Annotated in this window: 11 protein-coding genes; 6 read left to right on the forward strand and 5 right to left on the reverse strand. The window is 68.2% G+C overall.

Features of this window, described 5'->3' with window-relative positions; all coding sequences use genetic code 11:
* Positions 1 to 76 precede the first annotated feature (76 nt).
* Entirely contained in the window at positions 77 to 550 is a 474-nt protein-coding gene (locus AC07S4_RS13110; protein ID WP_494987145.1) for a winged helix-turn-helix transcriptional regulator, read from the forward strand.
* Positions 547 to 1,446 carry a hypothetical protein gene (locus tag AC07S4_RS13115; RefSeq protein WP_494987062.1) on the forward strand — a complete coding sequence of 300 codons (900 nt, stop codon included), beginning with the start codon at positions 547 to 549 and terminating at the stop codon, positions 1,444 to 1,446. Before AC07S4_RS13110 ends, AC07S4_RS13115 begins: the two co-directional genes overlap by 4 nt.
* On the opposite strand, the gene AC07S4_RS13120 is transcribed toward AC07S4_RS13115, so the two are convergent.
* On the reverse strand, positions 1,443 to 2,093 hold the full coding sequence (locus tag AC07S4_RS13120) for a hypothetical protein (protein ID WP_494987063.1): 651 nt from the start codon (positions 2,091 to 2,093) through the stop codon (positions 1,443 to 1,445). The genes AC07S4_RS13115 and AC07S4_RS13120 overlap by 4 nt on opposite strands.
* 106 nt (positions 2,094 to 2,199) lie before the next feature.
* Between AC07S4_RS13120 and AC07S4_RS13125 the strand changes: the two genes are divergently transcribed.
* Positions 2,200 to 3,195 carry a hypothetical protein gene (locus AC07S4_RS13125; RefSeq protein WP_494987064.1) on the forward strand — a complete coding sequence of 332 codons (996 nt, stop codon included), beginning with the start codon at positions 2,200 to 2,202 and terminating at the stop codon, positions 3,193 to 3,195.
* On the opposite strand, the gene AC07S4_RS13130 is transcribed toward AC07S4_RS13125, so the two are convergent.
* The gene (locus tag AC07S4_RS13130) at positions 3,196 to 3,510 is read right to left on the reverse strand and encodes a hypothetical protein (RefSeq protein ID WP_494987065.1); all 315 of its coding nucleotides are present in this window, start codon (positions 3,508 to 3,510) and stop codon (positions 3,196 to 3,198) included.
* Positions 3,511 to 3,604: 94 nt separating this feature from the next.
* Between AC07S4_RS13130 and lpxO the strand changes: the two genes are divergently transcribed.
* Complete coding sequence (lpxO, locus tag AC07S4_RS13135; protein WP_494987066.1) at positions 3,605 to 4,504, forward strand: lipid A hydroxylase LpxO; 900 nt, start codon at positions 3,605 to 3,607, stop codon at positions 4,502 to 4,504.
* Here lpxO and AC07S4_RS13140 read toward each other — a convergent pair.
* On the reverse strand, positions 4,491 to 4,832 hold the full coding sequence (locus AC07S4_RS13140) for a hypothetical protein (RefSeq protein ID WP_494987067.1): 342 nt from the start codon (positions 4,830 to 4,832) through the stop codon (positions 4,491 to 4,493). The genes lpxO and AC07S4_RS13140 overlap by 14 nt on opposite strands.
* Positions 4,833 to 4,980: 148 nt before the next feature.
* On the opposite strand from AC07S4_RS13140, the gene AC07S4_RS13145 reads away from it, so the two are divergent.
* A complete protein-coding gene (locus AC07S4_RS13145) occupies positions 4,981 to 6,708 on the forward strand; it encodes a methyl-accepting chemotaxis protein (RefSeq protein ID WP_494987068.1) in 1,728 nt (575 codons plus the stop codon).
* A 3-nt stretch (positions 6,709 to 6,711) separates the two neighbouring features.
* Here AC07S4_RS13145 and AC07S4_RS13150 read toward each other — a convergent pair whose 3' ends face one another.
* Complete coding sequence (locus tag AC07S4_RS13150; protein WP_494987069.1) at positions 6,712 to 6,891, reverse strand: oxidoreductase-like domain-containing protein; 180 nt, start codon at positions 6,889 to 6,891, stop codon at positions 6,712 to 6,714.
* Positions 6,888 to 10,055 (reverse strand): diguanylate cyclase, encoded by a 3,168-nt coding sequence (locus AC07S4_RS13155; RefSeq protein WP_494987070.1) that lies wholly within the window; start codon positions 10,053 to 10,055, stop codon positions 6,888 to 6,890. Before AC07S4_RS13155 ends, AC07S4_RS13150 begins: the two co-directional genes overlap by 4 nt.
* A gap of 180 nt (positions 10,056 to 10,235) precedes the next feature.
* Between AC07S4_RS13155 and AC07S4_RS13160 the strand changes: the two genes are divergently transcribed.
* Complete coding sequence (locus AC07S4_RS13160; protein ID WP_494987071.1) at positions 10,236 to 11,786, forward strand: DEAD/DEAH box helicase; 1,551 nt, start codon at positions 10,236 to 10,238, stop codon at positions 11,784 to 11,786.
* Positions 11,787 to 11,850: the final 64 nt, after the last annotated feature.

Consider the following 11,850-nt stretch of genomic DNA (forward strand, 5'->3'; position numbering starts at 1 on the left):
ATCTGGTTGCAAATTGAAACTAGTTTCGAGTGTAGGCAATCCAGTATTAAAATGCAACCACTTAAGAGGGTGAATGATGGTCAAACGAAAAACGCTGAAAGAAGACCCGTGTCCTGTGGCGCGCGGCCTGGATGTGGTGGGCGACCATTGGTCGCTGCTGATCGTGCGCGACGCGTTTGACGGCGTGCGCCGGTTCAGCGCCTTCCAGAAAAACCTGGGCGTGGCGCGCAACATCCTGTCGGACCGGCTGCACAAGCTGGTGGAGCACGGCGTGCTGGCGGTGTCGCCGGCCTCGGACGGCACCGCCTACGGCGAATACGTGCTGACGGCCAAGGGGCTGGCGCTGTTCCCGCTACTGGTGAGCTTGCGCCAGTGGAGCGAACAGTTTCTGTACCGCGAGGGGGAGCCGCATTCCACGCTGGTGCTGCAGGAGACGGGCGAACCCGTGCCGCCGCTGCGGCTGCTTGATCAACAGGGGCGCGCGCTGGCCGCGGCCGATACCGTGGTCCGCAAGCTGAAGGAAGTTGGCATGAAGGAGGAGTTGGCATGAAGCTGGTCTTTGCTCTGTGCAGCGCCGCGCTGGCGCAGGCCGCCGGGGCGGCGGTGTTCGACTTCCGCATCGGCGCCACCGGCATTACCGAGGACGAGCACGGCATCGTGATCCACGCGCACGAGCCGGTCCGGCTGGCGTTGCGCCCCGGCGGCCGGATCTGGCCGCCGCTGGTGGTCGATGACGGCGGCCGCATCTATGTGGGCGGGACGGTGATAGACGCGCTAAGCGGCCGCGTGCTGCAAGCGGGCGGGCGCGACGTGCTGGCCTTGCCTTACGGCGTGCAGGTGGCGCCGGAAGCGGGCGGCTACCGTTTCCGCAGCAGCGCCACGCCGGGCCGCGACTGCCTGCTGCCGTTGAGCAAGCTCAACGCTGGCGGCGGCAAGTCCGCGCTGCAGGCGATGAAGGACGCCAGCGTGGCGTTCGCGTCGTCGCCGCGCGGCGTGGTGGGGCTGGCCACGCAGCTGGGCGCGGGCGGCAAGGTGTCCGGCTACACCGCCAGCCTGATCGACGCGGCCTCGTGCAAGGTGGCGCACAGCACCGCGCTGGGGAATCCGGATTTGCTGGTGGAGCTGGCGGCGTCCAAAGCGGGCGGCTGGTGGATCACCGGCTCGGCTGCGCAGACACTGCTGCGCTCGGCGGACGGGCGGCGCTGGCGCAAGGTGAAGGTGCCGGCGCAAGGCGCGCCGCTGGTGAGCAGCTATGCCGTGAATGACAAGGAAATCTGGCTGGCGGCGGCGCAGGCCGGCGACGACGAGGACAAGCCCTATATGCTGAGCTATTCCGGCGACGGCGGCGTGAGCTGGGCCAGCCTGCGGCGCGACGATCCGCTGCTGGGCCGCCTGCCGCCCGCGTGGCTGGAGGGGCAGCGGCGCCGCGCGGCGGGCAGCGACTAGGCTGCGGGTGCCAGGCCCGGCCGGGCCGCCTCGGCCGCCGTCACGTCCTGCAGGGACACGACCAGGTCGGCCTCGGTCAGCAGCTGCTGGACCGGGAAGCCGTCCTCCAGCGCCACTAGCAAGCGGTCGGACGGCTGCTCCGGACGCGCGGGCAGGAAGGCGAACTGCGGGAAGCGCGCGCTGCCGTTGCGGGCCAATTCGTGCAGCGTGCGCGGCGCGGCGCGCAGCAGGCCGTTGCGCACATGGCGCTGGCGCTCTTCGCTGCGCTCCTTGAGCAGCGTGCCCAGGCGGGTGGTTTCCTTGCGCAGGCGCTCGGCTTCGGCGCGCTGGCGCTGCAGTTCGACGTCGCTCATGGCTTCTTCCCACTGGCTCAGTTTCAGCAGGCCTTGCTTGTGCAGCGTCTGGCGCTGCAGGTCGATGTCGAGCGCGCTCAGGTGCTGCTGGTGGGCTTCCAGGTCTTGCGCATCCTTCACGTCGCCGTTGGCGCGCAGCCATTTGTCGCCGAAGTCGAACACCAGGCCGTCGAAGTAGAAATACACCGGCAGCGGCTCGGGCAGGGACAGTTCCAGCAGCTCGCGCGTGCTCATGTTCCAGCGCGCCGCCAGTTCGGCCAGGGTGAGGGTGGTTTGTGGGGCAGGTAAGGTCATGCGCGCAGTATACTACGGGCATTTGCTGCGGCGCAGGGGTCTGGCGGGCGGGCAGGTGTGGTAGAGTCCTGTTCGCTTTTTGCGCACATCCCAGAATTCCAGACCCATGAAGATGCAGACTACGCCGCGCGTTGAACCGACTTTCGGGGACGACCCGATTTCCTCCGCCTCCACTACGGCGCCAGCCGGCGCGGAGGCCGCCGGGGCTGATTTTACCGCCTGGCCCGAGGCCGATGAACCTCATACTGAACCGCATATGGCGCCGCCTTCGGGAGCGGCTGCCGAGCATTTGGCGGGTTACGCTGCGCTAACCCGCCCTACGGAGGCGCCTGGGGAGCTTGGGGCTGCCGCGCTCGATGCCACGTCGGACGCCGCCACGCCGCAGTCGGCCAGGAAGCCGCTGCCGCTGAAGACCATGGCGTTGGGCGGCGCGCTGGCGGCCGGCCTGGTCGGGGCGATTGTGTGGATCGGCAACACGGCCCAGGAACAGCGCCACCAGCCGCCGGCGCTGGCCGCTCCGGCCGGCATGAGCGCCAAGGCGCTGCCGGCGCCGGACGTGCAGAAGATCGCGCCGCCGCCGGTGGTGCAGTCGGCCCTGGTGGCGCCGTCCGAGCCGCAGCATGCGGTGCCGGCCCCGCCCGTTCCGCCCGGCGCGGCCGCCGCCGCACCTTTGGCGGCACCGTCGGCGGCAAATTCCGCCGCCCCGGCGGGCACCAGCGCCAGCGGCACCATCGCCGCCGCGCCTGCCGCCACACCGGCCGCCGCGATCGGAGCCGGTCTGGCCGCCGCGACGGCGCGGGCCGCTGCGCCGCCGGCCAGCCGTACCGTCGCCGCGCTGCAGTTGCCGTCAGCGGAACCCGCTCCGGCCAAGCTGAAGACGGCCGCGCGTACCGGTGCGCGTAGCGCTGCGCCCCAGGCTGCGGTCAAGAAAACGAAGAAGCCGGCCAAGCCCGCCAAGGCCGGCGCCGTGCGCGAGCCGCGCAAGCAGGCGGCGCCCGCCAAGCCGGCGCGCAAGGCCGCCGCAGCGGCCAAGCCGCGTTGCGATGCGGCCAACCGCGCCACGGCGCGCTGCCGCGCCATCAGCAAGGCGGCGAAGAAATAGTCAGCCCGCGCGTTTGGCCGCGCGGCGGCTGGCCAGCCAGTCCGCGCCGCCGTTGGCCAGCGCGGCGGCGATCACGTCCGGCGGCAGGCTGTACACCGTGGCCCAGGTGGCGCGCCCGTCGCCGCTGTTGGCCGGAAAGCTGCTGGCTTCGATCGGCCAGTGGTATTTGCGTTTCAAGGCCTTGACGATGGCCGCCAGCGAGACGCGCCCCTGCAGCGGCTCGGCGCCGGTCTGGTCGCTATTCGACAGCAGCACCGCCAGCACGGCTGCCCGCGCGCTTTGCGGGCCGGGGAAGGTGGGAGTTTTTCTTGCCATCCAAGCATTGTAGCCGGAAGTTTACGGCCCACGAAGATCGGGCAAAAAAAGCCGTTTGGCGATATCATGGTGGATTGTGTACGCTGGAGGCGCCATGAAGTTGGCACTGGTATCGTTTTATTTGTTAGCTATTTTCCACATCCACTTCCGTGGCAAGGTGCGGCTGCCGTTCATGCGCCAGCTGTTCGACCATTCCTCGTTCATGGCGCCGATCAACCTGTTCATGCACGTGTTCTCCAAGGTGCCGTCCAAGCCCTATCTGTCGCTGGACCAGTTCAAGGAGCTCGAGCCCCTGCAGCAGAACTGGCAGATCATCCGCGCCGAAGCGGAAAACCTGCTGGCGCTGAAAAAGATCAAGGCCGCCGAACAGAACAACGACGCCGGCTTCAATTCCTTCTTCAAAAACGGCTGGAAACGCTTTTACCTGAAGTGGTACGACGCCAGCCATCCGTCCGCTGAACAGCTGTGCCCGCAGACCTATGCGTTGCTCAAGGGCATCCCCACCGTGAAGGCCGCCATGTTCGCCGAGCTGCCGCCGGGCGGCAAGCTCAATCCGCACCGCGACCCCTTCGCCGGTTCGCTGCGCTACCACCTGGGCCTGGCCACGCCGAACGACGACCGCTGCTTTATCGACGTGGACGGCGAGCGCCACAGCTGGCGCGACGGCCAGGGCGTGATGTTCGACGAAACCTATATCCACTGGGCCATCAACGGCAGCGAGAGCGACCGCATCATCCTGTTCTGCGACGTCGAGCGTCCCATGCGCTACCGCTGGGCGCAGGCCGTCAACCGCTGGCTGGGCCGCACCATGATGACCGCCGCCGCCTCGCCCAACGAGCAGGGCGACCAGACCGGCCTGGTGAGCAAGCTGTTCAAGGTGTCCTATGTGGCCGGCCAGTACCGCCGCCGCTACAAGGCCTGGAACAAGACCGCCTACAAACTGACCAAGTTCGGCCTGATCATCGGCGTGGCCGCCGCCATTATTCTCCTGTAACTCTTCTGCCTGTCTGGCCGGCCGGCAATCGCTGGCTGGCCTCTTCCTTGGTCAGTATCCACACGTTGAGGATCTGGCCGTCGCTGTCTTCCTGGTAGTTCACCAAGAAATTCTCGCCGCGCAGGCTGGCGGGCATTTCTATCATATTGTCCTGGTTGAAAATGCGGGCCGCCGGCGACAGCGTGCGCGTCTTGCCGTCGATAACAATCGAGGGATGCCAGGCCGGCGTCATCTTGCCGCGCTTGGCGTTGGGCGGGAAGGGGCGGCTGTCCGCCAGGGCCAGCAGGGGCAATATCAAGAGCAGTGCCAGGCTGCGTCGTTTCCACATGGTGCGGGTCCGTTCAGGGAAAGCCCCAGCTTACCCGATCGCCGCGCCCGATGCTGTTGTCTTGACGCAAAAACCGTGCGTGGATTTCCGGTAGCCATACCGGCATCGGTCTATACTGGATCTCCGGACAGATAGAGTGGGAGATGCCATGAAATGGTTCTACAACCTCAAAATCGCGACCAAACTGATCGTCTCTTTCGGCGCAGTGCAGGTCCTGTCGCTGATCCTGGGCCTCAACGCCATCGCCGCCATGGGCCGCATCAACCAGGCTTCGGACGACATGGCGCAAAACTGGATGCCCAGCGTGCAGGCCGTGATGGCACTCCGTATCGACGTGGGCGATTACCGCCGCTGGCAGCTGGCCCACATCCTGGGCAACGACGAGAAGCTGTACGACACCTACGAAAAACGCATGAGCGACACGCTGGCCACTTTCAAGGCCGACAGCGAACGCTATCAGAAGCTCATTTCCAGCCCCGAAGAAAAAGCCCAGTACGAGGCCTTCGCGACCCAGTGGCAGCAATTCGTCAGCGAAGGCGGCAAGCTGGTGGACGCCTCGCGCAAAGGTCTCAAGGATGAAGCGCGCGCGCTGGCCTCGGGCAACTCGGCGCAGATCATGACCGGCTTGAGCGAGCAGCTCAACAAGCTGGTCAAGATCAACATCGACGGCGGCGACGCCGCCAGCGACGCGGCCACCGCCACCTATAACCAGTCGCGTCTGATCATCGTGGTGCTGCTGGTGGCCACCGTGGTGCTGGGCATGCTGCTGGCGCTGTGGGTGGCGCGCATCGTGGCCCGCCCCCTGCAGGAGGCGGTCTCGGTGGCCAAGCAGGTGGCCGGCGGCGACCTGACCCAGGAGATCGAGGTCAAGTCGCAATGCGAAACCGGCCAGCTGATGGGGGCGCTCAAGGACATGACGGGGAGCCTGCAGTCGCTGGTGGCCCAAGTGCGCAGCGGCACCGACACCATCGCCACCGCGTCCGGCCAGATCGCCTCGGGCAACCAGGACCTGTCCTCGCGCACCGAGCAGCAGGCCAGTTCGCTGGAGGAGACCGCCTCGTCGATGGAGGAGCTGACCTCCACCGTCAAGCAGAACGCGGACAATGCGCGCCAGGCCAACCAGCTGGCGCAGTCGGCCTCCGGTATTGCCATCCGGGGCGGCGACGTGGTGGGGCAGGTGGTGGGCACCATGGCCTCGATCAACGAGTCGTCGCGCAAGATCGTGGACATTATCGCGGTCATTGACGGCATCGCCTTCCAGACCAATATCCTGGCGCTCAACGCCGCCGTGGAAGCGGCGCGCGCCGGCGAGCAGGGGCGCGGCTTCGCGGTGGTGGCGTCCGAGGTGCGCAACCTGGCGCAGCGCTCGGCGGCGGCCGCCAAGGACATCAAGACCCTGATCGGCGATTCGGTGGAGAAAGTGGACGCCGGCTCGCGCCTGGTGGACCAGGCCGGGGCCACGATGGATGAAATCGTGGCCAGCATCACGCGCGTGACCGACATCATGTCCGAGATCACGGCCGCCAGCCAGGAGCAGAGCAGCGGCATCGAGCAGGTCAACACGGCCATCGTGCAGATGGACCAGGTGACGCAGCAAAATGCGGCGCTGGTGGAGCAGGCCGCCGCCGCCGCCGAATCGATGATGGACCAGGCCGCGCACCTGAGCCAGGTGGTCAGCGCCTTCAAGCTCAACGCCAGCGCCCTGGCCGCCAGCGCCACGCAGGCGCCGCCGCGCGCGCGCAAGGCAGCGCCGGCAGCGGCGGCGCCGGTCCGTCCGGCGCCCGCCAAAGCCCTGCCGCCGGCCCGCGCCCCCGCCGTCAAGGCGCCGGCCAAAGCCGCATCCAAACCTGCCGCCGACGAATGGGAGGAGTTCTAGCTGCTAAGGATGCCGCGCCAGCCAGTCCTTCAACTCCGCCCGGTACTTGTCCAGCGCATCCTGATACATATCATCCACGCAATACGCGCAGCCGCTATGGCAGCAGTCGCCCGGTTCGGGCGGCTGCGGCGGTTCCGGGCGCGGGTCTTCCGCGTCCAGCTTCGTTTCAGTCATTTCGTTCATTCCGTTCCTAATGCCAGCAGCGCCTGGTTGCGGCCTTTCTCCTTGGCGCGGTACAGCGCCTGGTCGGCCAGCGCCACCAGCATTTCCTCTGTATTGTGATCCGTGGGCGCCAGCACCGCCACGCCGATGCTGATGGTGACGATGCCCAGCGGCGCGTCCGCGTGCGGCAGCGCCAGCTTGGCCAGCTCCGCGCAGATATCCTGCGCCACGCCGAACGCGTCGGCCGCGTTGGTGGCCGCCGCCAGCAGCGCGAACTCCTCGCCGCCGTAGCGCGCCACCAGGTCGGTGCTGCGGCGCCCGTGCTTGGTGATCAGTTCGGCCACCGTGCGCAAACAGGTGTCCCCGGCCAGGTGGCCGTAGTGGTCGTTATACTTCTTGAAGTGGTCCACGTCCAGCAGCGACAGGGCCACCGTCTGCCCGGTGCGCGCGGCGCGCCGCCACTCGGCCGCCAGCGCCTCGTCGAAACCGCGCCGGTTGCGCACCCCGGTCAGGCCGTCGGTGGTGCTGAGCGCGGCCAGCTTGCGGTTCGACTCCTCCAGCGCGGCGGTGCGCGCCGTCACCAGCGCGGCCAGCTCGGCCTGGCGCCGCGTCAGGCGCCGGATGCGCCAGCGGTGCGCGGCCAGCAGGCTGCCCAGCACCAGCAGGCCCAGCCCGGCGCGGAACCACCAGCGCTGCCAGAACGGCGGCGTGATCACGATGGTCATGCTGGCCGGCTCGGCGCTCCACACGCCGCGGTGGTTGGCCGCGCGCACGCGGAAGGTGTAGGTGCCCGGATAGAGGTTGGTGTAGCTGGCGTTGCGGTGCGAGGCGTCGGCCAGCACCCAGTCGCGGTCGAAGCCGGCCAGCTGGTAGGCGTAGCGGTTCTGGCCGGGATCGGTGTAGTGCAGCGCCGCGAATTCAATCGAGAACACCGAAGCCTGGGCCGACAGGGTCAGCACGCGCGGCGCCGTCACCGGGCCTTGCAGCTCGGCGCCCTCGCTGCGCTGGCCTTCGCCCAGCGAACGGTTGAACACGGTGATGTCGGTGATGGCCACCTGCGGCGCCACGGTGTCGCTGCGCACCGCGCGCGGCGTGACCGCCGTCATGCCGTGCACGCCGCCGAAGTACAGCGTGCCGTCGCTGCCGCTGGCCGACGAGTTGGTGGTGTAGCCGTCGGTCAGGCCGTCGGCCGGGCTGTAGCGCTCCACCTTGCCGCTGGCCGGGTCCAGCCGGTACAGGCCGGCGATGGTGCTGGCCCAGATCATGCCGTCCTGGTCGCTGCGGATGGCCAGTACCTTGCCCGAGCCGACCGCCGCCGCGTAGGGCTGCACTCGCAGCGCGCCATTGGCCGCCACCGTCACCAGGTCCAGGCCCTTGGCCGTGCCCACCCACAGGCGGCCGGCCGCGTCCTCGTGCAGGCTGGAGACGTTGTCGTCCGACAGCGAGGGCTGGCCGCCGTCTTTGCCGTTGTTCTTGCCGCTGTCGGGCGCATGGCGCAGGTGGCGGAACTTGCCGCTGGCCGGGTCCAGCATGTCCAGTCCGCCGCCGTTCCATTCCGAGCCGGCCCATACGCGGCCGGCGCGGTCTTCCAGCACCGCCGAGGTGCCGTTGACGCTGCGGCTGGCCGGGTCGGCCGGGTCGTTGTAGTAGATGTGGTGGCTGCCGCGCTTGCTGTCGTAGCGCACCAGGCTGTTGCCGGTGGCCAGCCACAGCACATTGTCGCGGCCGGGCGCGATGGCGTTGATGTAGTCGCTGGCGGTGTTGCCGAAGCGGATTACCTGGAAGCGGCCGTCCGGCCCCAGCCGGTTCAGGCCGTTGGCGGTGCCGGCCCACAGCGGCCCGGCCGCGTCCTTGCCCTGGCCCAGGTCCTGGTACAGGCTGTAGACGATGTCGTGGCTCAGGGCGCCCGGCTTGCCGTCCGCGCTGCGGTAGCTTTGCAGCACGGCGCCGCTGGCCGGGTCGTACAGGCTCAGCCCCAGGTTGGCCGCCAGCCAGACCTTGCCGTCCGGCGCCGCCGCCAGCGCCAGCAGCGCGTTGGTCGACAGCGAACCCTGGTCCAGGCGGTGCGGCACGTGGCGGCGGAAGCCCCGGCTGTTCAGGTTGGCCAGGCTGATGCCGTCGGTAAACGAGGCCACCCACAGCATGCCGCCCCGGTCCTGCAGCATGGCGCGCAGATTGTTGCCCGGCAGCGAATAGGGATCGCTGGCCTGGTGCTGGTACTGGTCGAAGCTGGCCGTGTCCGCATTCCAGCGCAGCAGGCCGGCCGACAGCGTGGTGGCCCACAGGGTCTGGGCCTGGTCCACATAGAAACTGGTGATGCGGCTGGACGGGCTGGCGGCCGGGCGGCGCGGCGCCCACGGCTTGCCGGCCGGCTGGCTCAGCACGCCCGCCTCGGTGCCTAGCCACAGGGTGCCGTCGCGGTCGAACTGCATGGCGCGCACGATGTTGCTGCGGCTGTCGGGCTGCGCCGCGCTGTCCACCCGGTAGTGGACGAAGGCGCTGGCGCCGGGCGCCAGGTAGTCCACGCCGCCGGGCCAGGTGCCGGCCCACAGGCCGCCGTCCTTGTCCAGCGCCAGCGCGTTCAGGTCGTTGCTGCCCAGGCTGCCGGGATCGGCCGCGTCGTGCGCATAGACGGTGAATTTGCCGCTGTCCGGGTTGAAATGCTGCAGGCCGCCCCAGGTGCCTATCCACATGCCGTCCTTGCCGTCGGAGATGATGTTTTTGACGATCAGGCGGTTGACCGGGCCGGAAGGGGGCGCGAAGACGGTGAAATCGTTGCTGTCCGGGTTGTAGCGCGCCAGGCCGTTGGCGGTGCCGGCCCACAGGCGGCCGCGCTGGTCCTCGAAGATGGCGGCCACGCGGTCGTGCGGCAGGCTGCGCGCGTCGTTGCGGGCGTGCGCGAATTTGACGGCGCGGTAGCCGTCATAGCGGTACAGGCCGTTGCTGTGGGTGCCTATCCAGACAAAGCCCTGGCGGTCCTGCAGCAGCGACAGCATGGACGGCTCGTCATTGTCCAGCGGCCCCAGTTTCTTGAAGCGCAGCGAGGGCGGAGCGCTGTGCGCCGGCGGCTGGGGCCAGCCCAGGCCGCAGACACCTAGCAGGAGGAGGGCGGCCAGCAGCTGCTGCCAGCGCGGCCAGCGGGGGCGCTGAAAAAGGGGGAGGAAGGGGGTTGCCATCATTGCCATTATACATTTCATTCATGTAACAGAATCGCGGGAAAGCTACTGTTTCCGTGTACAGTGGCGGAAATTTAGGGTATCGTGTAGGCCGCTGAATTTGTATCCTGTATCCGCGCAAGCTGGCCCCGCCCTGCTGTCCTCCCGCCTCGCCGCTTCGCGCGGATTTTGCTGTTTATTGAAAAATTTATGTCCGACATCGAGAACATTTCCACGCCAGAAGCCGTCCCCGCTGCCGATCCGGCCGCCGCTACCGAAGCTGCCGAGCAGGTCCGCTTTGCCGATTTTGGCCTGTCGCCCGACATTCTGCGCGCGCTGACCGCGCAAGGCTACGTCCACCCGACCCCGATCCAGGCGCAAGCGATCCCCGTCGTGCTGCAAGGGCGCGACGTGATGGGCGCGGCCCAGACCGGCACCGGCAAGACCGCCGGTTTTTCGCTGCCCATCATCCAGCTGCTGCTGGCCACCGCCAACAGCTCCATGTCGCCGGCGCGCCACCCGGTGCGCGCGCTGATCCTGACGCCGACCCGCGAACTGGCGGTGCAGGTGGCCGAGAACGTGGCGGCTTATTGCAAATTCACCCCGCTGCGCTCCTGCGTGGTGTTCGGCGGCATGGACATGAAGGGCCAGACCGTGGCGCTGAAGGCCGGCGTCGAGATCGTCATCGCCACCCCGGGCCGCCTGCTGGACCATATCGAGCAGAAGAACATCTCGCTGGGCCAGGTGCAGATGCTGGTCATGGACGAGGCCGACCGTATGCTGGACATGGGCTTCCTGCCGGACCTGCAGCGCATCATCAACCTGCTGCCCAAGCAGCGCCAGAACCTGATGTTCTCGGCCACCTTCTCGGGCGAGATCAAGAAGCTGGCCAACAGCTTCCTGAAGGACCCGCAGCTGATCGAAGTGGCGCGCAGCAACGCCACCGCCGAGCGCGTGACCCAGGTGGTGTACAAGGTCAGCGAAGAGCACAAGCGCGACGTGGTGGCCCACATCCTGCGCCAGCGCGAGCTCAAGCAGGTGATCGTGTTCTCCAACACCAAGATCGGCGCTTCGCGCCTGTCGCGCAGCCTGGAACAGGAGGGCATGAAAGCCACCGCCATCCACGGCGACAAGACGCAGCAGGAACGCATGGCCGCGCTGGAGTCGTTCAAGAAGGGCGAGATCGACGTGCTGGTGGCCACCGACGTGGCGGCGCGCGGCCTGGACATCTCCGACCTGCCTTGCGTCATCAACTACGACCTGCCGTACAACGCGGAAGACTATGTGCACCGCATCGGCCGCACCGGCCGCGCCGGCGCCTCGGGCGACGCCATCTCGATCTACACGGACAAGGACGAGCGCCTGCTGGTCGACATTGAAAAACTGATCAAGCAGACCATCAAGCGCGGCGAACTCGACGGCTTCGCGCCGTCGTCCGCGCGAGGCGAACGCGGCGACGAGCGCCACGGCGAACGCCGTCACGGCAGCAGCCGCCGTCCGGAAGGCGAAACGCGCGCGGCGCCGGAACGCAGCGGTGGCGGCAGCAGCGGCGGCGGCAGTGCCGGCGGCTATGCCGGCGCGCGCCCGGAGCGCAGCCGTTCCAGCTCCGGCCCGCTGCCGCGCCGCGAGAAGGTCGATCCGTGGTTCCTCAAGCCTTACGAGCCGGCCCAGAGCAGCGTGCCGGCGCCGGCCCCGCTGCCGTCGAGCAGCAAGCCGAAACAGAAAATCGCCGCCTTGCTGGGCGGCCTGCGCAAGGTCTGAACCGCGCAGCGCCAATAAAAAAGCGCCGGGACGATGATATCGTCCCGGCGCTTTTTTTGCGTCC

This window comes from Pseudoduganella sp. GW821-FHT05F09 (assembly GCF_059419605.1).